Consider the following 23,485-nt stretch of genomic DNA (forward strand, 5'->3'; position numbering starts at 1 on the left):
CCGAAGTCTGGGACTTCGGGCCAAAATGGCCGTCCATGCCCCGAGGTCTGGGACTTCGGGGTACGGGGCGAGCGCCGCGCCGGGCCCCTCCTCGCCCGTGTGCCGCGCGCCCAGTGCGCGAGCCGACACCGCCCCAGCGCGGGCCGCACAGGCTCGCCCGGGAGGATGTCCCGGTGCACCCGACCTCCTTCGCCACGTCGACCACCGGCAGCGACCTCTGGGGCCAGGTGAGCGGCCGGCTGCAGCCCGAACCCCTGTCGACCCCCAGCACGAGCGGCTTCTGGACCGTGCTGCTGGTGGTCGTGGTCGTGATCGGCGTCCCTGCGCTGTGGCTGCGGTCGCGGGTCGTGGTGACCGTCGTGCACGAGCTCGGGCACGGCCTGGTGGGGATGCTGTTCGGGCGGCGCTTCACCGGCCTCGTACTACGCGGCGACATGTCCGGGCACGCCGTCACCGTGGGCCCGTCGCGTGGCGCCGGTCGCATCCTGTCGACGTGGGCGGGGTACCCGGCCCCGGCCCTTGTCGGCGCCACCGCGGTCCAGGCCGCCGGCGCCGGGTGGGCGCCACCGGCCCTGGGCGCCACCGGCCTGGTGCTGCTCGTCTGCCTCGTCCGGGTGCGTTCGCTCTACACCGCGGCGGTCATGGTCGCCCTGACCGCGGTGACCGGGGCGCTGTGGTGGCAGGGCGGTCCCACCCTCCAGGGCGCCGTGGTCCTGGGTGTCGGGACCTTTCTCGTGGTCGGGGCCTGGCGACACCTCGGCGCGGTGGTGGCCCAACCGTCGCCCAGCTCCGACCCGGGGGTGCTCGCACGCCTCACCCACCTGCCCGCCTGGACCTGGAACGCCGGCTACGTCGCTGTCCTGGCCGCGGCGAGCTGGTGGGCGCTCGGGGGCGCGCTGGCACTGGGCTGAGCCGGGCCCGACCCGCGGTGGCCACGCGGTCCCGGCCCGAGCCGGCCCCGGCCAGCGAGGTCAGACCAGGCGCGTCATCCAGTGGTGGGTGTCCTCGGCCCGGCCGTACTGGATGTCGAGCAGCTTCTCGCGGATCCCCTTGGTGACGGGTCCGTAGTCGACGCCGCGCCGGTGGTCGCAGCTGCCGCCGTCCCACCTGAGCTCCCCGACGGGGGTGATGACCGCTGCGGTGCCGCACGCGAAGATCTCGGTGATCTCGCCGCTGGCCGCGCCGTCCTTCCACTCCTGGATCGGGATGCGGCGCTCCTCGGGCTCGAGGCCCATCTCCTTGGCGAGCGCCAGCACCGACGAGCGGGTGACCCCCTCGAGGATGGAGCCGGTGAGCTCGGGCGTGACGAGCCGGTTGTCGCGGGTCACGAAGAAGAGGTTCATGCCGCCGAGCTCCTCGACGTAGGTGTGCGTCGAGGCGTCGAGGAACACCGCCTGGTCGCAGCCGTGCTCGATCCCCTCGAGCTGGCCGGCCAGGCTGGAGGCGTAGTTGCCGCCGCACTTGGCCGCCCCGGTGCCGCCGTCGCCGGCGCGGGCATAGTCGGTGGTCAGCCACAGCGTGACCGGCTTGATGCCGCCGCTGAAGTAGGCGCCTGCGGGCGACGCGATGACGGAGTAGGTGACCTCAGCGGCCGGGCGGACACCGAGGAACGCCTCCGACGCGTACATGAACGGACGCAGGTAGAGGCTGGCCTCCCCCGACGTGCCCGACGGCACCCACGCCTGGTCGACCTCGACGAGCGCCTTGAGCGAGGCGATGAAGTCGTCCTCGGGCAGCTCCGGCAGCGTCATGCGGCGGGCGCTGCGGATCATGCGCTGGGCGTTGGCCTCGGGGCGGAAGGTCCAGATCGACCCGTCCTCGTGCCGGTAGGCCTTCATGCCCTCGAAGATCTCCTGGGCGTAGTGCAGGACCGCCGCCGAGGGCATGAGGGTGATGGGTCCGTACGCGGTGACCTTGCCGTCGTGCCAACCCTCGCCCTTGGTCCACGTCGCCGTGACCATGTGGTCGGTGAACGTCGTGCCGAACCCGGGGTTGGCCAGTACCGCCTCGCGCTCCGCTTCCGGCCGCGGGTCGGTGCGGCGGGTGACCTCGAAGGTCAGCGGGGCGGTGGTCTGGCTCATGGAGTCCTCCTGCGTCGTTGCGGATCTCCTGCCGAGGTTACCTGTCCGGCTGGCACCCCCGGCAGGAGACTGTGGCGCAGCCGCGGCTCAGAGGCGGGAGGCGATCGCGTCGCCCACCTCGGTGGTGCTGCATACCCGGTCGCCGCGCTCGGCGAGGTCCGCGGCCACGGCCCGCTCGACGCGGGCGGACTCCTCGGTGCGCCCGAGGTGCTCGAGCAGCATGGAGACCGACAGGATCGTCGCGGTCGGGTCCGCCTTGCCCTGGCCCGCGATGTCGGGCGCCGAACCGTGGACCGGCTCGAACATGCTCGGGGTGGTCCGCTCGGGGTTGATGTTGCCGCTCGCCGCGAGGCCGATGCCGCCCGCGATGGCAGCCGCGATGTCGGTGATGATGTCGCCGAACAGGTTGTCGGTGACGATGACGTCGAACCTGCCCGGGTCCGTCGCGAGGAAGATCGTCGCCGCGTCGACGTGCTGGTAGGCGGTCTCGACGTCCGGGAACTCCGCCCCGACCTCCTCGACGGTGCGCCGCCACAGGTGCCCGGCGTGGGTGAGGACGTTGTGCTTGTGGACCAGCGTCAGGTGCTTGCGGGGACGGGCGGCTGCGCGGGCGAACGCGTCGCGGACGACCCGCTCGACGCCGAACCGCGTGTTGACGCTCACCTCGGTGGCGATCTCCTGCGGCGTGCCGGTACGCAGCGAGCCACCGTTGCCGACGTACGGCCCCTCGGTGCCCTCCCGGACGACGACGAAGTCGATGCCGTCGGGGGCCACGCGCTCGACGGCCAGCGGGCTCTGGACACCCGGGTAGAGCTTGGCCGGACGCAGGTTGACGTAGTGCTGCAACGCGAACCGCAGCGGAAGCAGGACGCCGCGCTCGAGGACGCCGCTGGGGACGGTGGGGTCACCGATGGCGCCGAGCAGGATCGCGTCATGGCCGCGCAGCTCGTCGAGGACGGAGTCGGGCAGCGTCTCCCCGGTCGCGTGCCAGCGGCGCGCGCCGAGGTCGTACTCGGTCGTGTGGATCTTCGGCCCCGAGTCCCCCGTGACGGCCTCGAGGACCTTGAGGCCCTCGGCGACGACCTCGGGCCCGATGCCGTCCCCACCGATGACGGCGAGGTTGACGGTGTCAGCAGGGGTGGGGTGCGGAGCCATGGAGCCAGCCTAGGAGGGGTCTTGCACTCTGATATGGACGTCTCACATGACGAACGACCCCGGCTCGGCGCCTGGGGTCGTTCGTCATGGGGTGCGGCTTCTTGCCGCCGCGGGTCGGGCTGCGTCAGTCGTCGGAGTGACCCTGCTCGCGCAGGTCCATCGACTCCTGCAGTGCCTGACGTGCCTTCTGGGCTTCTTCGCTCATGTGGATCATTCCTTCACGGATTCCCCTGTGTCGCACAGGGATCGGGTTCGAGGGGTTCAGCGGGGGCTACTCCCGGATGACGGGGTGCCACGGTCAGCCATGCACGCGGGATCTCCGCGGCGAGGTGGCTGACTACCGGAACTCGCCGCGGCGGGTAAGAATTACGAACCGCTGCGCCATGCCTTCGAGATTACGTGGACGTCCAACTATCCGGTACCCGGTTCCCACGCAGTGAGACACCTCTGGACGGGACGGCTCGCCCCGGGTCCTAGGGTGATCCGGTGCTCCCCGATGGCTACGTCCTGCGCCCCCTCTCGGCCGACGCGTCGAGCGCCCTGGCCGCCGCCGCAGCCCGCAACCGCGAGCACCTGCGCCCCTGGGAGCCTCTGCGCCCGGAGTCCTTCTTCACCGAGGAGGGCCAGCGCGAGGTCATCGCAGGACGGCTGCGCCAGGTCGAGCTCGGGCTCTACGACTGCTGGCTGCTCTGGCACGGGACCGAGGTGGTCGGCTCGGCGAACCTCCAGAACATCGTGCGTGGAGCCATGCAGGGTGCCGACGTCGGCTACTGGGTGGACCACGCGCACCTTCGACGAGGCCTCGCGGTCGCACTCCTGCAGCACCTCGTGCAGCGTGGCCACGACCTGGGGCTGCACCGCCTCGGGGCCAGCACCATGGTGGCCAACGTCGCCTCGCAGGCCGTGCTGCGCCGTTGCGGTTTCGAGCAGTGCGGTCTCGTCCCCGAGTTCCTCTACCTCAACGGCGCGTGGAGCGACAGCCTGCTGTTCAACCTCGTCCTGCACGACGGACCACCGCGAGCCTGAGCCACCGCGCGGCAGACTCGCCGCTCACCTACCGGCGGCCCGGCGGTGCGGCCCCCGGATGCAGGTATGCCGCCCGCTCAGGTGAGCGGGCGGCATACCGGAGGTGCCACGGGGGCACCGGTGGAGCGGGGAGTGTCAGCCGGCGAGGTCGACCACGCTGACCTCGGCGCCCACCTCGGAGACGATCGCCTGCAGGACGTCGCCCGGGATCGCGCTGTCGACGGTGAGGGCGACGAGCGCCTGGCCGCCCTTCTCGTTGCGGGCCACCTGCATGCCGGCGATGTTGACCTGCGCGTCGCCGAGCAGGCGACCGACGGTGCCGATGACGCCAGGGCGGTCGACGTAGGTGAAGAAGGCGAGGTGCTCGGTGAGGGGCACCTCGATGTCGAACCCGTTGACGCCCACGATCTTCTCGATGAGACGCGGGCCGGTCAGGGTGCCCGAGACGCTGACCGACGAGCCGTCGGCGAGGGTGCCGTGCAGGGTGGTGACGTTGCGGAAGTCCTGCGTCGACGGGTCGGTCAGCAGGCGCACCTCGCAGCCGCGCTGCTCGGCGAGCAGAGGCGCGTTGACGTAGGTCACCGGGTCCTCGGTCACGTCGGTGAACAGGCCCTTGAGGGCGGCCAGCTTCCAGATCGACACGTCGTGCGCGGTGATCTCACCCTTGACGTCGACGTCGAGCTGCACCGGCACCGACCCCGCGAGCGCGGTGAAGATGCGCCCCAGCTTCTCGACGAGCGCGATACCCGGGCGCACCTCCTCGGGCACGGCCCCGCCCGACACGTTGACGGCGTCGGGGACGAGGTCGCCACCGAGGGCCAGGCGGACGGACTTCGCGACGGCGACCCCGGCCTTCTCCTGCGCCTCGTCGGTCGAGGCGCCGAGGTGCGGCGTCACGACGACGGACTCGAACTCGAACAGCGGGCTCTCGGTCGTGGGCTCCTTGGCGAACACGTCGATGCCCGCGCCGGCCACGCGGCCCTCGCGCAGGGCCTCGGCCAGCGCCTCCTCGTCGACGATGCCGCCGCGCGCCGCGTTGATGATGCGCACGGTGGGCTTGACCTTGGTGAGCGCCTCCTTGCCGATGAGTCCGAGGGTCTCGGGGCTCTTGGGCAGGTGCACGGTGATGAAGTCGCTCTGTTCGAGCAGCTCGTCGAGGCTGACGAGCTGGGCGCCGAGCTGCCCCGCGCGCTGCGCCGAGACGTAGGGGTCGTAGGCGAGGATCTCGACGCCGAAGCCCTTGAGCCGCTCGGCGACGAGCTGGCCGATCCGGCCGAAGCCGACGACGCCGACCTTCTTGTCGAGCAGCTCGACACCGCCGTACTTGCTGCGCTTCCAGGCGCCGCCCTTGAGCGCCTGGTTGGCGGGCGCGATGTTGCGGGCCGTGGAGAGCAGGAGACCGACCGCGAGCTCGGCGGCGGAGGTGATGTTGGAGGTGGGCGCGTTGACGACCATCACGCCGGCCTGGGTGGCGGCGGGGACGTCGACGTTGTCGAGCCCGACACCCGCGCGCGCGATGACCTTGAGGTTCTTCGCGGCGGCGATGGCCTCGGCGTCCATCTTCGTGGCGGAGCGGATCAGCACCGCGTCGACGTCGGCCAGGGCCGGCAGCAGGGCCTCGCGGGACGCTCCGTCGACGTTGCGCACCTCGAAGTCGGGCCCGAGGGCGTCGATGGTGGCGGGCGAGAGTTCCTCGGCGATCAGGACGATCGGCTTGCTCACAGGTCAGTCCTCTGGGGTGGGAAGGGCATGGACAGGGTGTGGTCCGGCACCGCGCTGTGCCGCTGCCAGCATAGGCGCGCTCTCACCATGTGGATGCAGTGGCTCGACATCTGGAACGCGCGTCACATCGTCTGCTGGCCTGCGCCGCAGCCTCGCGCCCAGCGCCAGGGAGGTCGCGAGGAGCACGGCCACCGCGGCGAGGCCGACGAGCGCCCACGGCCACGCGAGCCCGTCGAGCCAGGCTCGAGCCACGGCGAACCCGACCGTCGTGTAGAGGGCGGCCCAGGCGAGCGAGCCCACCACCGTGGCCGGCAGGTAGCGCGACATCGGCATCCGCAGCGAGCCTGCCGCGGCGTTGACGGCCGTCTGCAGGCCGACGGTGAGGAACGCCAGCGTCACGACCGGTGCACCCAGCCTGCGGACCACGCCCTCGGCCCGAGCCACCACCGGACGGTCGAGGTGGCGCCCGAGGCGGCTGCGTCCCCCGCCACGGCGCAGCCCGCGCCCGGCCCAGTACGTCAGGTGGGACCGCGCCATGCCGCTGGCGAAGAACAGGGCGAACACGGCGGCGTACGGCCAGCCGTCGACGGGGTGCTCCACGCGGCCACCCTACGGCCACGCAAAACGCCGGTTGCCCGCCGAACCTTGCGTTGTCTTCGCGCGGGTCGACGGGCAACCGGCGTTTTGCCGGGGTGGGGTCAGCGGGCCGCGCCCTCTGGCCCGCTTCCGCGGCGGCCTCCGGGCCTCGCTCCTTCGTCGCTCGTGTCCTCGGCCGCCTGTCAGCGGGCCGCGGAACCCTCGACGTAGTCGTTGTCGGTGTCCTTGATCCACGACATGAGCTTGCGCAGGTCCTTGCCCGTGGCCTCGATCGGGTGCTGGGCGCCCTTCTCGCGCAGGGCCGTGAACTCGGGGGCGCCGGCGTCCTGGTCCTCGATGAAGCGCTTGGCGAACGCCCCGTTCTTGATGTCCTCCAGCACCGCCTGCATGTTCTCCTTCACCCGCGGGTCGATGACGCGGGGCCCGGAGACGTAGTCGCCGTACTCGGCCGTGTCGGAGACCGACCAGCGCTGCTTGGCGATGCCGCCCTCGACCATGAGGTCGACGATGAGCTTGAGCTCGTGGAGCACCTCGAAGTAGGCGATCTCGGGCTGGTAGCCCGCCTCGGTGAGGGTCTCGAAGCCGTACTGCACGAGCTGGCTCGCGCCACCGCAGAGCACGGCCTGCTCACCGAACAGGTCGGTCTCGGTCTCCTCGGTGAACGTCGTCCGGATGCCGCCGGCGCGCAGGCCGCCGATGGCCTTGGCGTACGACTTCGCGAGGTCCCACGCGGTGCCGGAGGGGTCCTGCTCGACCGCCAGGAGCACCGGCACACCGCGGCCGTCGACGTACTCGCGGCGCACGAGGTGGCCGGGACCCTTGGGGGCGACCATGAGGACGTCGGAGGTGGCCCGGGGCTTGATGTAGTCGAAGCGGATGTTGAAGCCGTGCCCGAAGAGCAGCGCTGCGCCCTCCTTGAGGTTGGGCTCGATCTCGTTGGCGTAGACGGTGCGCTGCACCTGGTCGGGCGTGAGGATGACGACGAGGTCGGCCTCCTTGACCGCCTCGGCGACCGTCTTGACGGTCAGGCCCTCGGCCTCGGCCTTCGCCCGGCTCCGGCTGTCCTCGGCCAGGCCGACGCGGACGTCGACCCCCGAGTCGCGCAGGTTGAGCGCGTGGGCGTGGCCCTGGCTCCCGTAGCCGATGACGGCCACCTTCTTGCCCTGGATCACACTCAGGTCAGCGTCGTCGTCGTAGAACATCTCGGCCACGGTGGCCACTCCTTCGGTTGTCTGCTGCTGGGTTCGGTTGGGTCTTGAGGGGTCAGGCGCTGCGCAGGGCCCGGTCGGTGATCGACCGCGAGCCGCGCCCGATGGCCACCATGCCCGACTGCACGAGCTCCTTGACCCCGAAGGGCTCGAGGACCTCGAGGAACGCCGCGAGCTTGTCGCGGTTGCCGGTGACCTCGATGGTGAGGGTGTCGCTGGCGACGTCGACGACCTTGGCCCGGAAGAGCTGGACCGTCTCGAGGACGTGGCTGCGGCTGTGCAGGTCGGTGCGGACCTTGACGAGCAGGATCTCGCGCTGCACCGAGGCCGTCGGCTCGAGCTCGACGACCTTGAGCACCTCGACGAGCTTGTTGAGCTGCTTGGTGACCTGCTCGAGCGGGAGCGCCTCGACGTCGACGACCACGGTCATCCGTGAGATCTCCGGGTGCTCGGTCGGGCCGACCGCGAGGGAGTCGATGTTGAAGCCGCGGCGGGAGAACAGCGCGGCGATCCGCGCCAGGACACCGGGCTTGTTCTCGACCAGGACCGACAGGGTGTGCTTGCTCATCGTCGTCACTTCCCTTCCCCGCGCTCTGACCCGTCGACACCCTCGGGCTGGGCCGTGGCCTCGTCCTCCTCGCGGTCCCACTGCGGGGCCGTGTCCTTGGCGACCTGGATGGCGTCGTTGCTCACGCCCGCCGGGACCATCGGCCACACCATGGCGTCGCGGTGGACGACGAAGTCGACGACGACCGGGACGTCGTTGATCTCCATCGCCTTCTTGATCGTGGCGTCGATGTCCTCGGGGCGCTCGCACCGCAGGCCCACGCAGCCGTACGCCTCGGCGAGCTTGACGAAGTCGGGGATGCGGCTGCCGACCGAGGTGTGCAGGTCGGTGTTGGAGTAGCGCTCGTTGTAGAACAGCGACTGCCACTGCCGGACCATGCCGAGGCTGCTGTTGTTGATGATCGCGACCTTGATCGGGATGTTGTTGATGACGCAGGTCGCCAGCTCCTGGTTGGTCATCTGGAAGCAGCCGTCGCCGTCGATGGCCCACACCGTGCGCTCCGGCTGGGCGACCTTGGCGCCCATGGCGGCCGGCACGGCGTACCCCATCGTGCCGAGGCCACCCGAGTTGAGCCACGCGTTGGGCCGCTCGTACTGCACGAACTGCGCCGCCCACATCTGGTGCTGCCCGACCCCGGCGACGTAGACGGACTCGGGGCCGCTGATCGCCCCGATGCGCTCGATGACGTGCTGCGGCGCCACGGTCTGGCCGCCCTCGGGCGTCGTGTAGCCCAGCGGGAAGTCGGCTTTCCAGGCGGCGGTCTGCTCACGCCAGGCGGTGTAGTCGCCCATGGTGCCTGCCGCGTGGTCGGCGGTCACCATCTGCGTGAGGTCCTTGACCACCTCGAGGACGTCGCCGACGATCGGCACGTCCGCGACGCGGTTCTTGGAGATCTCGGCCGGGTCGATGTCGGCGTGGATGACCTTGGCGTGCGGCGCGAACGTCGACAGCTGGCCGGTCACGCGGTCGTCGAACCGGGCGCCGAGGGTGATGAGCAGGTCCGACTTCTGCAGGGCCGTGACGGCGGCGACGGACCCGTGCATGCCGGGCATCCCGAGGTGCAGCGGGTGGCTGTCCGGCACGGCGCCGCGGGCCATGAGGGTGGTGACGACCGGGATCTGGGTCAGCTCGACGAACTCGCGCAGCGCGTCGGACGCGCCGCTGCGGATCACGCCGCCGCCGACGTAGAGCACCGGCCGCTCGGCCGCCGCGATGAGGCGGGCCGCCTCGCGGATCTGCTTGGTGTGCGGACGCGCCACCGGGCGGTAGCCCGGCAGGTCGAACTTCGGCGGCCAGCTGAAGGTGGTGCGGGCCTGGAGTGCGTCCTTGGAGATGTCGACGAGCACCGGTCCGGGGCGGCCCGTCGAGGCGATGTGGAAGGCCTCGGCCACGACGCGCGGGATCTGCGACGCATCGGTGACGAGGTAGTTGTGCTTGGTGATCGGCATCGTGATGCCGCGGATGTCCGCCTCCTGGAAGGCGTCGGTGCCGATGGCGGCCGAGCTCACCTGCCCGGTGATCGCGACGACCGGTACGGAGTCCATGTAGGCGTCGGCGATCGCAGTGACGAGGTTGGTCGCGCCCGGGCCGGAGGTGGCCATGCACACGCCGACCTTGCCGGTCGCGCTGGCGTAGCCCTCGGCCGCGTGGCCGGCACCCTGCTCGTGGCGGACGAGGATGTGGCGGACCTTGACCGAGTCGAGCAGCGGGTCGTACGCGGGAAGGATGGCGCCGCCCGGGATGCCGAAGACCGTGTCGACCTCCATCGCCTCGAGGGCGAGCACGAGGCTCTGCGCGCCGGTGACCTCGACGGGCTCCTTCGCCCGCGCCTGCTGCTGCGCCTGCTGGGCCTTCTGGGCCACCTGGGACGGGCTGGGGGCCGGCGTCGTCCTCGTGTCGCTCACGTCTGCACCGCTTTCGGTTCGGGTCCCGCTCACTGGTCCTGCTCCACCTGCTGGTCCTGCTCAACGCTGGTCCTGCTCAACGCGCTGGTTCTGCTCACAAAAAAACCCTCCAGTCCCGGTGCGGGACAACGGAGGGCAGCGCGCCGGCCCTGTCTGACAGGGCCTGCGCGCTAGGGAAGTACGAGAATTCGTGCCACACGAGGACTCTCCTCCCGGGCCCCCGCCGTGTCAACGCGCGAGACGGCCGGTCTCGCGATCCGGACCTGTCGTCTCAGTCACAGGTCCGGACCGCACCGCTCAGCCGCAGACGGCGCCGCCGCTGGCGCTGCCCACCAGCTTGCGGTACTTCGCCAGGACGCCGCGGGGGTACTTGGGCGCCGGCGGCTCGAACCCCTCCGCCCGCCGGGCCAGCTCGGCCTCGTCGACGTGGACGTCGAGCAGGCCGTTGGCGACGTCGAGGGTGATCCGGTCGCCGTCGCGGACGAAGGCGATGGGGCCACCGTCGACGGCCTCGGGCGCGACGTGCCCGACGCACAGACCCGTCGTGCCGCCGGAGAACCGGCCGTCGGTGAGCAGGAGGACGTCCTTGCCGAGCCCCGCCCCCTTGATGGCGCCGGTCACCGCGAGCATCTCGCGCATACCCGGACCGCCCTTGGGGCCCTCGTAACGGATGACCACGACGTCGCCGGGTGCGAGCGAACCCTGCTCGACCGCGTCCATCGCGGCGCGCTCGCCGTCGAAGACGCGGGCGGTGCCCTCGAAGACGTCGGAGTCGAAGCCAGCGGACTTCACCACGGCGCCGTCGGGGGCCAGCGAGCCCTTGAGGATGGTGATGCCACCGGTCTTGTGGATGGGCTCCTGCATGGCGCGCACGACCTTGCCGTCGACGTCCGGCGGCGCGATGTGGGCGAGGTTCTCGGCCATCGTCCTGCCCGTCACGGTGAGGCAGTCGCCGTGCAGGAGGCCGGCGTCGAGCAGCGCCCGCATGACGACCGGCACTCCCCCGACGCGGTCGATGTCGGTCATGACGAACTGGCCGAAGGGCTTCACGTCGGCCAGGTGGGGCACCTTCGAGCCGATGCGCGCGAAGTCGTCCAGGCTGAGGTCCACATCGGCCTCGTGGGCGATGGCGAGCAGGTGGAGGACGGCGTTGGTGGAGCCGCCGAACGCCATGACCACGGCGATGGCGTTCTCGAACGCCTCCTTGGTCATGATGTCGCGGGCGGTGATGCCGCGGCGGAGCAGCTCGACGACGGCCTCACCGGACTTGCGGGCGAAGCCGTCGCGGCGGCGGTCGGTGGCCGGCGGCGCCGCCGAGCCCGGCAGGGACATGCCGATCGCCTCGGCGACGGAGGCCATGGTGTTGGCGGTGTACATGCCGCCGCAGGCGCCCTCGCCGGGACAGATGGCGCGCTCGATGGCGTCGACGTCGGCCCGCGACATGAGGCCGGCCGCGCAGGCCCCCACGGCCTCGAACGCGTCGATGATCGTGACCGTCTTCTCGCTGCCGTCGGACAGTTTGGCGATGCCGGGCAGGATCGAGCCGGCGTAGAGGAAGACGGAGCTGAGGTCGAGTCGGGCCGCGGCCATGAGCATCCCGGGCAGCGACTTGTCGCAGCCGGCGAGCAGCACCGAGCCGTCGAGGCGCTCGGCGTTCATTACCGTCTCGACCGAGTCGGCGATGACCTCGCGGCTGACGAGGGAGAAGTGCATCCCCTCGTGGCCCATGGAGATCCCGTCGCTGACCGAGATGGTGCCGAACTCCAGCGGGTAGCCACCCGCGGCGTGGACCCCGTCCTTGACGGCCTTGGCGAGCCGGTCGAGCGACAGGTTGCACGGCGTGATCTCGTTCCACGAGCTGGCGACGCCGATCTGGGGCTTGACCCAGTCGTCGTCCCCCATGCCGACCGCGCGGAGCATGCCGCGGGCGGCGGTCTTCTCCAGGCCGTCGGTGACGTCGCGGCTGCGCGGCTTGATGTCGACGCCGGTGGTGGGGGGCTCGGTGGTCGTCATGGCTGCATCCTAGGACCGGGGTCCAGCACGTGGGACGCCGGTCTCATTTCGTGAGTGGGACCGTCGGAGGCGGTCAGCCGCGGGCGATGTGGCACCGCTCGAGGGCCGCCGTACCGAGGCCCAGCTCGTCCCAGGACCCGGAGTGGCGAAGCACGGCGACCGTGCTCGTCGGGAAGCCCGCGGCCAGGCAGTCGTGCGCCGCCGTGGAGCCGTTGCCGTCGGACAGCTCGCTGGCCAGGGCGGCCATCGTGGGGTTGTGCCCCACCACGAGCACCACCTGCGCCTCCCCCGCGCTCTCGCGCACGGTCCGCAGGACGGTCTCCACCCCGCCTGAGTACAGGGACCCGTCGTACTGCACGGTCTCGCCGCAGGCGCCCCCCATCTCCGCCTCGACCCAGGTCTGGCGCGTCCGCGTGGCCGTGGAGCAGAGCACGAGCTCCGGGCCCAGCCCGTGCTCGTGCAGCCATGCCCCGACGGCTCGCGCGTCGCGACGCCCCCGCAGCGTGAGCTGCCGCTCGTGGTCCGGTGTGCCCAGGCCCTGCTCCGCCTTGGCGTGGCGGACCAGGATGAGCACCTTGTCATCGCCGGCGCGGGTCATGAGTCGAGCATGGCCCTCTCGTCGGCCGACAGCCAGTCCGGGGCGGGCGGCCGCCTACAGGGAGAGCTCGGGCTTGATGCGCAGCGCCGACCACCGTCCGGCCCTGCGCGCAGCCCGGGTCGACAGGAGGAACGCACCCACGAGGTAGGCCCCGAGGACCGCGAGGTCGAGCGCCAGCCGCCCGGACGAGCCGCCGTACATCAGCCTGCGGATGCCGTCGACGGCGTAGGACATGGGCAGCACGTGGTGGAGCGGGTGCAGCGGCGTCGGCAGCGTCTGCCAGGGGAAGGTGCCCCCGGCACTGACCAGCTGGACGACCATGAGCACCAGGCCCAGGAACTTGCCCGGCGCCCCGAGCCGGGCGGCGAGGGCGTGCAGCACCATCACGAACGTCGCGGACACCGCCACCATGAACGCCACGAGGGCCACGGGGTGCGCCGCGGAGATCCCCACGCCACGCATGACGACCGCGTAGACGAGCACCGCCTGGACCAGCCCGAGCAGCGCAGGGGCGAGCCACCCGCCCAGGGCGCTGCGCCAGCTCGGTTGCCCCGTCGCCAGCGCCCTCGACGAGAGCGGCTTGACCAGCAGGAACAGCACGTACGCACCGATCCACAGCGACAGGCTGAGGAAGAACGGCGCCAGGCCGGCGCCGTAGCTGGCCGCGGACGCGAGCGAGCTGCCCTGCACGCCCACGGGGTTGCCGAGGGTCTGGGCCACGGCCTTGCGCTGTGCGGCGCTGGGGTCCGGGATCGAGGAGAGGCCCTTGGTGAGGCCGTCGTGGAGCCGGGTCGCGCCCGCGTGCAGCTCGTCGAGCCCCCTCGCGAGGTCACCGGCGCCGGAGCGCAGCCGGGTCGCACCGTCGAGGGCGTCCTGCTGGCCGCCGGCGAGACGGCTCGCGCCCGCGGCGAGGGCACGGTTGCCGTCGGCGAGGTCGTGCGCCCCCGTGGCCAGGGCCTGGCTGCCCGTCGCCGCCTGGTGGATCCCGGCGTGCAACGGGCCCGCGGCGTCGGCGAGGCGGTTCGCGCCGGCGGCGACCTGCTGGGAGCCTGCGGAGAGCTGGTCGAGCCGGCCGGAGGCGGTCTGCACCTGGGCGTTCGCGTCGTTGAGGGGTCCGCTCACCGCCGTGGCGGCGTCGAGCACCTGCTGCACCTGGGCGTCGGTGAAGCCTGCTGCGCGCAGCCGCGTGGCCAGGTCGCCCTGGGCGGAGGTCAGTGTGGTCACCAGCTGCCCGGATGCCGTCGCAGCCTGCCGGCCCGCTGCGGCGACCCGGGCGTTGCCGTCGGCGACTTGCTGGGCACCGGTGGCGAGCGCACGCGTGTCCGCGGGGAGGGAGGCGGTGCCCCGGTCGAGCCGGGCGAGCCCCGCGCCCAGCCGGTCGGCCCCGGACGCGAGGGACTGCGCCCCCGTGGCCGCCTTGGCCGCGCCGGCCGACAGGTCCCGGGACCCCGCGACGAGCTGCTGCTCGCCCGACACGAGCTGGTCGGCGCCGTCCCGGAGCTTCGTGGCCCCTGAGTCCGCCTTGGCCAGTCCGTCGGCGAGGTCGCCGGCACCCTTGGCCGCCTCGGCGACCTTGTCGTGGATGGTGGCGAAGCCCACGAGCAGCTGGCTGGCGGCAGTGGAGCTGACCTGCGACGCCACGCTCTTGGTCACCTGGGCGACGAGCTGGTTGGCGATGGTGCGGGCGAGGTAGTTGTTGGCGTCGTTGGTCAGGACCTGCAGCTGCGCCTGCCTCGGCTTGAACTGGGCGCTGGAGGCGAGGTCGGCCGAGAAGAGGGCCGGCACCACCAGGGCGAAGTCGTAGGCGCCGTCGTCGACGCCCTGCTCGGCCGCAGCGCGGGAGACCCGGTGCCAGCCGAAGCTGTGCGAGTCCACGAGCTCGGTGGCCACCTGGTCGCCGACCTCGAGCCGCTCGCCGTTGGCGAGCGTGGTCCCGGCGTCCTCGACGACGACCGCGGCCGGCACCCGGTCGAGGTTCCCGTACGGGTCCTTGTTGGCGTACAGGTAGAGGCCGCCGTAGAGCGTGGGGACGAGGACGAGCGCGGCCAGGGCGGCCCTCGGGAGGCGTCCCGCGGTCAGCCTGCGCAGCTCGGTGAGGGCCAGCCGGAGCGCGGTCACCGGGCCACCCCCAGCTCGAACGTGGCCGACGGGACCGCGAGCTGGCGGGCCGTCGGGTGGGTGACCAGGGCGACGACGGTGAGCCCCTCGGCGGCGAGCCGCTCGGCGGCGAGGTACCACGACCCGGGGTGGCCACCGAACCGGTCGGGTGCCGCGACGACGAGGACCCGCGTCACGGCCCGCGACGCGGCCACGTCCATGAGCAGGAGCGTGCGCTCTGAGGGTGCGAGGCCCTCGAACCGCCCTCTCCCGTCCTGCACGCCGTGGCCCTCGAGGAAGGCGCGGGTGGCGGCCCGGCTCGCGGGACGACCGGCCAGGGCGAGCTGCTCGGCCACCGCGGAGCGCACGCTGACGGCGTCCTCCGGCGCGGTGACGTCGGGGACGTCGACCAGGGCCACGTGGCGACGCCGCAGCTCCTCGCCCGGGTCGCCGTCGAGCCGCACCTCCCCCTCTGCGAGCGGCGCCCGCCCCCCGAGCGCCAGCGCGAGCGCGACGTGCCCGGGTCCGGGGTCGCCCGCGACGAGGGTGACGCGACCGGGGACGGCGGTCAGCGAGGTCGGCAGCAGGAGCGGGCCGTGCAGGCCCGCGACGCTGACGTGGTCGGCGGTGAGCTCCATGGGATCTGCCCTGTCCGGCGCCACCCGTGCCGGGCGACAACCATCGATACACAACTGTATTCGATACAGAAGTGTATTCTCGCCGCATGACGACCGCCAGCCAGGACGCCGTGAGCCGCACCACGTCACGCTCCCCCGAGGCCGCGACGCCGGTCAGCGCGCGGCGGCGGGCCACGAGGACGCGGCTGCTGGCGGCGGCCGAGGAGGTGTTCGCCGAGCGGGGCTTCCACGGCGCCAGCGTCGAGGACCTGTGCGAGCGCGCCGACTTCACCCGCGGCGCCTTCTACTCCAACTTCGCCTCCAAGGACGAGCTCCTGCTCGAGCTCTACGCGGAGCACGCCGCCCGGCTCCACACCCGGGTCGCCGAGGTCGCCGAGACCCCCGGCCTGTCCCTGGAGGAGGTCCTCGAGGGGGTCTTCGACGTGTGGGACGACGACCCGGAGGCACGCCGGCGGTGGCACCTGCTCACCAGCGAGTTCGCCCTGCACGCCCTGCGCGACGAGCAGGCACGCGCGGCGTGGGCCACCCTGCAGGGCACGCTCCGCGAGGAGCTCGCGACCCTCGTCGACCGCGTCGTCGAGGGTCAGCAGCTGCGCCCGGCCGTGGCCAGCACCGAGCTGGTCCGGCTCATTGGCATCGTCCTGCACGGGGGCTTCGAGCAGCACCTCCTCGAACCCGAGTCCGTGCCGGCCGGCTCCCTGGAGCGGACCTTCCTGCCCCTGCTCGTGCGCGCCGCGACGGACGGACCTGCGACCGTCGGGACGGCGACGGGCGGGCGCTAGCCTCCTCTGCATGGACCAGCCACCCCCGATCCTGGACGTGCCGGCAGCGACGCCGACCGACCGAGCGTGGCTCGACGAGGCCGTCCGCCGCATCCAGGCCGACGCCAACCGCAGCGCCGACACCCACCTCGTGCGGGTGCCGGTCCCGGGGCTGCCGGACGTCGACGTCTACCTCAAGGACGAGTCCACCCACCCGACGGGCAGCCTCAAGCACCGGCTCGCCAGGTCGCTGTTCCTCTACGCCCTGTGCAACGGCGAGCTGCGCGAGGGCACCACGGTCATCGAGGCCTCGAGCGGGTCGACCGCCGTGAGCGAGGCGTACTTCGCCCGCATGCTCGAGCTGCCCTTCATCGCCGTCATGGCCCGCAGCACCAGTGCGGAGAAGATCGCGCTCATCGAGCGCGAGGGCGGCCGCTGCCACCTCGTCGACGACGCGGGCGAGGTCTACGACGTCGCGCGCCGGCTCGCCGCCGAGCTCGACGGCCACTACCTCGACCAGTTCACCTACGCCGAGCGCGCCACGGACTGGCGCGGCAACAACAACATCGCCGAGTCCGTCTTCGAGCAGATGGCCCTCGAGCGCCACCCGGTCCCCCGCTGGGTGGTCGTCGGCGCCGGCACCGGCGGCACCAGCGCGACGATCGGCCGCTACGTGCGCTACCGCGGGCTCGCGAGCCAGGTCTGCGTGGTGGACCCGGAGCACTCGGCCTTCCTGCCTGCGTTCCGCTCCGACGAGGCCGGGGTCGCCGCCGCCTGCGGGTCGCGCATCGAGGGCATCGGCCGGCCCCGGGTCGAGCCCAGCTTCGTGCCCACGGTCGTCGACCGGATGATGCTCGTGCCCGACGCCGCGTCGGTCGCCGCGATGCGGTTCCTCACCGAGCGCACCGGGCGCCGGGCGGGCGCGTCGACGGGGACCAACCTGTACGGCGTGCTGCGGCTCGCGTGCGAGCTCACCGGCGACGGGGGTGGGGGCAGCATCGTCTCCCTGCTGTGCGACGGCGCGGAGCGGTACGCCGCGACGTACAACGACGACGCGTGGCTCGCCGCGCGCGGGCTGGACCTCGCGCCGTACACCGCCGTCCTCGAACGCGCCTGGGACGAAGGCGTCTGGACCGGCTGAGCCTCAGCCGCCCGACACCGCGTTGATGACGTGGACCGTGGCCTGCGGACCCACCGGGGTGTGCACGCCCTCGGCCCGCTTGGCGTCCTCGCCATCGACGAAGACGTTGACGTGCCGCCGGATCTCGCCCCGCTCGTCCCGGACCCGCGACGCGAGGATCGGCCACGGCCCGAACGCCGCGTCGAGCACCTCGGCGAGGGTGGCCGGCTCCTCGAGCTCGACGGGCAGCTCGGCCGCACCCTCGGCGAGGTCGCGCAGCAGTCCGGGGAGCACCACGCGGGCGGTCACTGCAGCGTCACCGCCCGGACACAGAGCACGTCGGGCAGCTGCTCGGCGATCCGGCTGAACGAGTCGCCGCCGTCGAGGGAGGCGAACACGTCACCGTTGCGGGTGCCGAAGTAGAGGCCCGGCTCCTCGTGCTGGTCGGTGCCCGCCGCGTCACGCAGGACGTTGGTGTAGCTGGGGTGCGGCAGACCGGTGTCCTGGGTGCGCCAGGTGGCACCCGCGTCGTCGGAGCGCTGGACCTGCAGCACCGCACCCGGCGGGATCCGCTCGCCGTCCGAGGCGATGGGCACCAGCCACACGCTGTCGCCCTGCGCCGGGTTGGCGACCGCGGTCATGCCGAAGTTGGTCGGCAGCCCCGCCTCGATCGAGGTCCACGTGACGCCGTCGTCGTCGGAGCGGTAGACGCCCCGGTGGTTCTGGGCGTAGAGGCGCGTGGGCACGGCGCTGTCCCGCGCGACCTTGTGCACGCACTGGCCGAACTCGGGCCAGGGGTCGTGGGGCATGAAGTAGGCGTGGATGCCGGTGTTGCCCGGCGTCCACGACCGGCCGCCGTCCCGGGTGTTGTAGACGCCGCCGGAGCTCATGGCCACGAGCATCGAGTCGGCGTCGGTCGGGCTCGGCAGCACCGTGTGGATGGCGCCGCCACCGGCCCCCTCCCCCCACTGCGGACGGTGCGGGTGGTCCCACAGCCCGCGGTTGAGCTCGAAGGTCTCGCCGGCGTCCTCGCTGCGCCACAGGCCGTGGGGTTCGGTCCCGGCCCAGACGACCTGCGGGTCGTGCGGGTCGGCGACGAGCTGCCAGGTGGCCTTGAGGGCGGTGTCGGTGTCCTCGGGGAAGCGGATCGAGCCCTCGGGGTGCTCGACCCACGACGCCCCGAGGTCGTCGGAGTGCTGCAGCGACGGCCCCCAGTGGGAGGAGCGGAACCCGACCACCATCCGCGGCGTCTCGCGGCGGGTGTCGAACAGCAGCGACAGCACCTCGCTCATGAGGAAGTGCGGCCCGTCGAGCTCCCACCGGCGACGGTCCTCGCTGCGAGCGAGCCACAGCCCCTTGCGCGTCCCGATGCCCACGATCGTCTGTGTCATGCGCCCCATGCTGGCACTCCTCGCTCTCGACGACTACGTCCGAGGAGATGGACCCGGCCCGGGCGCGAAAGTCATCGGCGGCGGACGGCTTGAGGGGCGCCTCCCGACCAGCGGGCGGGCGCCCTTCAGACCAGGTTGCGCAGCGGACGCCCCGCGGCGTACGCCCCGAGCTGCTCACGCAGGAGGCGCACGGCACGCGGCATGAACGCGGTGGACGCACCCCCGACGTGCGGGGTGATCACTACGCCCGGGGCGGACCAGAGCGGGTGCCCGGCAGGCAGCGGCTCGGGGTCGGTGACGTCGAGCGCGGCCCGCAGCCGACCGGCCTGCAGGTGGCGCACGAGGGCGTCGGTGTCGACGACGCCGCCGCGGGCGACGTTGACGAGCAGGGCGCCGTCGGGCATCGCGGCGAGGAACGTGTCGTCCACGAGCCGTGTCGTCGCGTCGCTGAGCGGCACGATCACGACGACGACGTCGTGGTCCGGCAGCAGCGTCGGCAGCTCGTCGACCCCGTGGACCGAGCGCACGAGCTCGTCACCCGCCCGAGCGCGGCTCGCCACCGCGGTGAGCTGCACCTCGAACGGCGTGAGGCGCGCGGCGACCGCTCGACCGATCGAGCCGTACCCGAGGACGAGCACCCGCTTGTCCGCGAGCGCCGGGTGGATCGCCGACGGCAGCCAGCGCCCCTCCTGCTGCGCGGCGTGGAAGTCGGGGAGGTCGCGCAGCGAGGCGAGGGTGAGGGCCACGGCCAGCTCGGCGGTGGAGGCGTCGTGCACCCCGGCGGCGTTGGCGAGGGCGACACCGTCGGGCAGCAGCGCCTGGACGTCCTCGTAGCCGGCGGTGAGGAGCTGCACGAGCTCGACGGAGGTGGCGTGGCGGATGTTGGGCATGCGCGGGCCCGCCCCCTTGTAGGGAGGCACGACGACCTTGACCTCGTCGGCGCGCTCGGGCGGTCCGTCCATGTCCCACACCGCGAGCTCGAGCCCCGGGACCGGTCCCACCGCGTCGACCCAGTCCTGCCCAGGCAGCGTCACGAGCGTCATGGGCCCACGCTAACCGGTGCCGGTCGAGCACAATGGGGTATGCCGCGCAGACCGGAAGCATCGCCCGCGGGGGCACGACGCGCACGGGTGGTCGCACCGACGGCACCCGCTGCCGCGCTGTTCGTCGCGGTCCTCGGGCTCGGCGCGTGCAGCGGGGGCTCGGGCACCACCGGTTCGCTGACGCCACCGGTCGTCGGCACGACCAGCTCGTCCGCCGCCGGGTCCTCGACCTCGACGGGTCCGGACGAGGCCACGACGTCGGGCTCGGGCCCGGCCACCTCCCGGTCCACCACAGCACCCGCCTCGACGCGGCGGTCGACGGTCGCCCGCGACCTCGACGTGCCGTGGTCGACCGCGTTCCTCCCCGACGGGTCGGCCCTGGTCACCCTGCGCGAGCAGGCCAGGCTGCTCCAGGTCCGCGACGGCAGGACGCCGGTGGACCTCGGCCGGGTCGGGGGCGTGGTGCCCGACGGCGAGGGGGGCCTGCTCGGGGTCGCGGTGTCGCCGGGTTTCACCAGCGACCACACCGTCTTCCTCTACACGACCACGGCCCAGGACAACCGGGTGCTGCGCGTGACGTTCCAGGACGGCAGGACGACCCTGCAGCGGGCCATCCTCACCGGCATCCCCAGGGCGCGCAACCACGACGGCGGCAGGCTCGCGTTCGGGCCCGACGGCTACCTCTACGTCACCACCGGCGACGCCGGCCTGACCGAACGCGCGCAGGACCGGTCCTCGCTCGGGGGCAAGATCCTGCGCATCACGCGCGACGGCCGCCCGGCGCCGGGCAACCCGTTCCCCGGCTCACCGGTCTGGAGCTACGGCCACCGCAACGTCCAGGGCATCGCCTGGGCACCGGACGGGACGATGTACGCCAGCGAGTTCGGGCAGAACACGTGGGACGAGCTCAACCGCATCCAGCCCGGGCGCAACTACGGGTGGCCGGTCGTGGAGGGCCGTGCCGGGCGGCGAGAGTACGTCGACCCGCTCGTGCAGTGGCCCACCTCCGAGGCATCCCCGAGCGGCATCGCGTACGCCGACGGGGCGGTGTGGATGGCTGCGCTGAGGGGCGAGTCGCTGTGGCGGGTCCCGGTGCCCGGCGGCCGCGCCGGGACACCCGAGCGCCTGCTGCACGGCCGCTACGGGAGGCTGCGGGACGCGGTCCTGGCCCCGGACGGACGGCTGTGGGTGCTCACCAACAACACCGCCCGCGGCACCCCGGCCGCCGACGACGACAAGCTCCTCGCGTTCCCCCTGCGCGACCTCACCTGAGGCCGCTCCGAGCCCACCTCGAGCCGGCACTGAGCCGCCCAGCACGGGCACGCACGGGCGAGGTCCACGGACTCAACCAGACGGTGGAGCCGGGTCTACAGCACCGGAGTCGTGTGGCCTGCGTATCCCGGGCGTCCAATCGGGGAGACGCAGACAGCGTCGTCGAGCATGCGGGGAGTCGGACGGACATGGACATGAGCAGGAGTCGAGGCAAGAGCAGGAAGACGCCCGGGGACTGGCGCCAGCGCTGGCGCGCCGGCGTCCTGGTGACGGCACTGGTGGGCGGCGGCCTCGCTGCGACGGCGACCTCGGCCGTCGCCTCGGTGGCCCCGGACGCCCCGACCAACGTGGTGGCCACGGCCGGCGACGGCCAGGCCACGGTCACCTGGACGGCCCCGGCCTCCGACGGCGGCGCGGCCATCACCCAGTACAAGGTCGCGTCCCAGCCCGGTACGGCGTCGGCCACCGTGGCGGGCACGGAGACGACCGCGACGGTCACCGGCCTGACCAACGGCGTGACCTACACCTTCACCGTCAAGGCGACCAACGCCGACGGGTTCACGTCGGTCGCCAGCGCCAAGAGCGCCCCGGTCGTGGTGGGCGGCGGCACGCCACCGACGAAGCCCGACGCGCCGACCGGCGTCGTCGCCACCGCAGGTGACTCGATGGCCTCGGTGAGCTGGACGCCCCCCGCCAACGACGGCGGCGCGGCGATCGACAGCTACATCGTGGCCAGCCAGCCCGGCAGCACCACCGTGACGGTGGACGGCGCCACGACGACCGCGGACTTCCCCGGCCTCGCCAACGGCACCGCGTACACCTTCACGGTCCGCGCCGTGAACACCGTCGGCCGCTCCCTCCCGAGCGCCCCGAGCGCCGCGGTCACCCCCGGCGGCCCGGCCTCACCGCCGGACGCACCGACCAACGTCGTCGCCACCGCCGGTGACGGCCAGGTCACCGTCACGTGGACCGCCCCGGCCTCCAACGGCGCTGCCATCCAGAAGTACCGCGTCAATGTCCAGCCGGGCACCGGCTACGCCGAGACCGTGGACGCCTCGACGACCAAGGTCTTCGGCGGGCTCACCAACGGCACGACCTACACCTTCACCGTGAGGGCCTACAACAGTGCCGGGGTCTCCGCCGCCAGCCTCCCGAGCAACCCGGCCACCCCCGTGGCCGCCCCGCGGACCGCACCCGGCGCCCCCACCGGCGTCACCGCGTCGGCCACCGGCAACACCGCCACGATCCGCTGGAGCGCACCCGCCTCCGACGGCGGGAGCCCGATCACGCAGTACCGCGTCACCGCCAGCCCCGGTGGCACCAGCACCACCGTCTCCGCCCCGGCGCTGACGACGCGGCTCAACCTGTTCGGCGGGACCTACACCTTCGTCGTGCAGGCAGTGAACTCGACCGGCCCCTCGGCGCCCAGCGCGGCGAGCAACAGCGTCCACAGCGTCGCCACCATGTGGAGCGACTTCAACGGCGACGGCAAGGCGGACATCCTCGCCCGCAAGCCCGACGGCGAGCTGTGGCTCTACAGCGGCAACGGCACCGGCAACTTCGGTAGCCCGGCCGCCAAGCGCATCGCGATCGGCTGGCAGGTGTACGACCGCATCCTGTCCCCGTCCGACTTCAACGGCGACGGCCGCGGCGACATCATCGCCCGAAAGCCCACCGGACAGCTCTACCTGTTCCTGGGCAACGGCAAGGGCGGCTTCCTCAGCTCGACGCCGACCCTCCTCGGCTCGGGGTGGCAGGGCCTGGACCGGCTGGTCTCACCCGGCGACTTCAACGGCGACGGGCACACCGACATCATCGCCCGCAAGCCCACCGGCGAGCTGTACCTGTTCACCGGCAACGGCAAGGGCGGGTTCACCAACCCGGCCTACCGCCAGATCAGCAGCGGCTGGCAGGGCCTGGACCGGTTGATCTCTCCCGGCGACTTCAACGGCGACGGGCACACCGACATCATCGCCCGCAAGCCCACCGGCGAGCTGTACCTGTTCACCGGCAACGGCAAGGGCGGGTTCACCAACCCCTCGTACCGCCAGATCGCCAGTGGCTGGCAGGCCTTCGACCGGCTGCTGTCGCCCGGTGACTTCAACGGCGACGGCCACCCGGACGTCGTCACCCGCAAGTCGACCGGGGCGCTCTACCTCTACACCGGCAACGGCAGCGGCACGTTCGCGGCGTCCCGCCAGATCGGCAACGGCTGGGGCATCTACGACATCCTCACGGGCGGCTGAGGCACAGGGACGGAGCCACCCCCGCTGGTCCCAGCGGGGGTGGCT

Annotated in this window: 20 protein-coding genes; 6 read left to right on the top strand and 14 right to left on the bottom strand. The window is 72.5% G+C overall.

Annotation, left to right across the window (positions count from 1 at the left end; genetic code table 11):
• Nucleotides 1-173 precede the first annotated feature (173 nt).
• Entirely contained in the window at nucleotides 174-911 is a 738-nt protein-coding gene (locus tag ABEA42_RS07580) for a M50 family metallopeptidase (RefSeq protein WP_345502251.1), read from the top strand.
• 60 nt (nucleotides 912-971) lie between these two features.
• Here the strand turns inward: ABEA42_RS07580 and ABEA42_RS07585 are convergent, their stop codons facing one another.
• Together ABEA42_RS07585 and ABEA42_RS07590 are read right to left on the bottom strand one after the other, a co-directional pair.
• Nucleotides 972-2,081 carry a branched-chain amino acid aminotransferase gene (locus ABEA42_RS07585; protein WP_345502252.1) on the bottom strand — a complete coding sequence of 370 codons (1,110 nt, stop codon included), beginning with the start codon at nucleotides 2,079-2,081 and terminating at the stop codon, nucleotides 972-974.
• 87 nt (nucleotides 2,082-2,168) lie between these two features.
• Nucleotides 2,169-3,236, bottom strand: coding sequence for a 3-isopropylmalate dehydrogenase (locus ABEA42_RS07590; RefSeq protein WP_345502253.1), 1,068 nt, complete (start codon nucleotides 3,234-3,236; stop codon nucleotides 2,169-2,171).
• A 486-nt stretch (nucleotides 3,237-3,722) separates the two neighbouring features.
• Here ABEA42_RS07590 and ABEA42_RS07595 point away from each other — a divergent pair, with 486 nt between their 5' ends.
• Nucleotides 3,723-4,262 (top strand): GNAT family N-acetyltransferase, encoded by a 540-nt coding sequence (locus ABEA42_RS07595; protein WP_345502254.1) that lies wholly within the window; start codon nucleotides 3,723-3,725, stop codon nucleotides 4,260-4,262.
• A gap of 135 nt (nucleotides 4,263-4,397) precedes the next feature.
• Here the strand turns inward: ABEA42_RS07595 and serA are convergent, their stop codons facing one another.
• The 9 genes from serA to ABEA42_RS07640 form a co-directional block, all read right to left on the bottom strand.
• Nucleotides 4,398-5,984 (bottom strand): phosphoglycerate dehydrogenase, encoded by a 1,587-nt coding sequence (serA, locus tag ABEA42_RS07600; RefSeq protein WP_345502255.1) that lies wholly within the window; start codon nucleotides 5,982-5,984, stop codon nucleotides 4,398-4,400.
• 3 nt (nucleotides 5,985-5,987) lie between these two features.
• Nucleotides 5,988-6,584, bottom strand: coding sequence for a DedA family protein (locus ABEA42_RS07605; protein WP_345502257.1), 597 nt, complete (start codon nucleotides 6,582-6,584; stop codon nucleotides 5,988-5,990).
• Between the two features lie 179 nt (nucleotides 6,585-6,763).
• A complete protein-coding gene (gene ilvC, locus ABEA42_RS07610; RefSeq protein ID WP_345502259.1) occupies nucleotides 6,764-7,792 on the bottom strand; it encodes a ketol-acid reductoisomerase in 1,029 nt (342 codons plus the stop codon).
• Nucleotides 7,793-7,844: 52 nt separating this feature from the next.
• Entirely contained in the window at nucleotides 7,845-8,357 is a 513-nt protein-coding gene (ilvN, locus tag ABEA42_RS07615) for an acetolactate synthase small subunit (protein WP_056884111.1), read from the bottom strand.
• Nucleotides 8,358-8,362: 5 nt separating this feature from the next.
• Nucleotides 8,363-10,261 (bottom strand): acetolactate synthase large subunit, encoded by a 1,899-nt coding sequence (locus ABEA42_RS07620; RefSeq protein ID WP_345502260.1) that lies wholly within the window; start codon nucleotides 10,259-10,261, stop codon nucleotides 8,363-8,365.
• Nucleotides 10,262-10,558: 297 nt separating this feature from the next.
• A complete protein-coding gene (ilvD, locus tag ABEA42_RS07625; protein ID WP_345502261.1) occupies nucleotides 10,559-12,274 on the bottom strand; it encodes a dihydroxy-acid dehydratase in 1,716 nt (571 codons plus the stop codon).
• Between the two features lie 73 nt (nucleotides 12,275-12,347).
• Nucleotides 12,348-12,872 (bottom strand): SixA phosphatase family protein, encoded by a 525-nt coding sequence (locus ABEA42_RS07630; RefSeq protein WP_345502263.1) that lies wholly within the window; start codon nucleotides 12,870-12,872, stop codon nucleotides 12,348-12,350.
• 54 nt (nucleotides 12,873-12,926) lie between these two features.
• Nucleotides 12,927-14,990: a YhgE/Pip domain-containing protein gene (locus ABEA42_RS07635; RefSeq protein ID WP_345502265.1), complete on the bottom strand. Its 2,064-nt coding sequence runs from the start codon at nucleotides 14,988-14,990 to the stop codon at nucleotides 12,927-12,929.
• On the bottom strand, nucleotides 14,987-15,607 hold the full coding sequence (locus ABEA42_RS07640; protein WP_345502267.1) for a hypothetical protein: 621 nt from the start codon (nucleotides 15,605-15,607) through the stop codon (nucleotides 14,987-14,989). Before ABEA42_RS07640 ends, ABEA42_RS07635 begins: the two co-directional genes overlap by 4 nt.
• Nucleotides 15,608-15,693: 86 nt before the next feature.
• Here ABEA42_RS07640 and ABEA42_RS07645 point away from each other — a divergent pair, with 86 nt between their 5' ends.
• A complete protein-coding gene (locus ABEA42_RS07645) occupies nucleotides 15,694-16,389 on the top strand; it encodes a TetR/AcrR family transcriptional regulator (RefSeq protein WP_345502269.1) in 696 nt (231 codons plus the stop codon).
• Nucleotides 16,390-16,399: 10 nt separating this feature from the next.
• A complete protein-coding gene (locus ABEA42_RS07650; RefSeq protein ID WP_345502271.1) occupies nucleotides 16,400-17,509 on the top strand; it encodes a PLP-dependent cysteine synthase family protein in 1,110 nt (369 codons plus the stop codon).
• Between the two features lie 3 nt (nucleotides 17,510-17,512).
• Here ABEA42_RS07650 and ABEA42_RS07655 read toward each other — a convergent pair whose 3' ends face one another.
• The 3 genes from ABEA42_RS07655 to ABEA42_RS07665 all read right to left on the bottom strand — a co-directional run bounded on the left by ABEA42_RS07655 (nucleotide 17,513) and on the right by ABEA42_RS07665 (nucleotide 19,922).
• A complete protein-coding gene (locus tag ABEA42_RS07655) occupies nucleotides 17,513-17,797 on the bottom strand; it encodes a MoaD/ThiS family protein (protein ID WP_345502272.1) in 285 nt (94 codons plus the stop codon).
• A complete protein-coding gene (locus ABEA42_RS07660) occupies nucleotides 17,794-18,879 on the bottom strand; it encodes a WD40/YVTN/BNR-like repeat-containing protein (RefSeq protein ID WP_345502274.1) in 1,086 nt (361 codons plus the stop codon). The genes ABEA42_RS07655 and ABEA42_RS07660 overlap by 4 nt, the downstream gene beginning before the upstream one ends.
• 125 nt (nucleotides 18,880-19,004) lie before the next feature.
• Nucleotides 19,005-19,922 carry a 2-hydroxyacid dehydrogenase gene (locus ABEA42_RS07665; protein ID WP_345502275.1) on the bottom strand — a complete coding sequence of 306 codons (918 nt, stop codon included), beginning with the start codon at nucleotides 19,920-19,922 and terminating at the stop codon, nucleotides 19,005-19,007.
• An 87-nt stretch (nucleotides 19,923-20,009) separates the two neighbouring features.
• Here ABEA42_RS07665 and ABEA42_RS07670 point away from each other — a divergent pair, with 87 nt between their 5' ends.
• Nucleotides 20,010-21,194, top strand: a complete 1,185-nt coding sequence (locus tag ABEA42_RS07670) for a PQQ-dependent sugar dehydrogenase (RefSeq protein WP_345502276.1) — start codon at nucleotides 20,010-20,012, stop codon at nucleotides 21,192-21,194.
• Between the two features lie 194 nt (nucleotides 21,195-21,388).
• Complete coding sequence (locus tag ABEA42_RS07675; protein ID WP_345502278.1) at nucleotides 21,389-23,440, top strand: fibronectin type III domain-containing protein; 2,052 nt, start codon at nucleotides 21,389-21,391, stop codon at nucleotides 23,438-23,440.
• Nucleotides 23,441-23,485 lie beyond the last annotated feature (45 nt).

Origin of the sequence: Pedococcus ginsenosidimutans, assembly GCF_039544395.1 — a bacterium.
Lineage (GTDB): Bacteria > Actinomycetota > Actinomycetes > Actinomycetales > Dermatophilaceae > Pedococcus > Pedococcus ginsenosidimutans.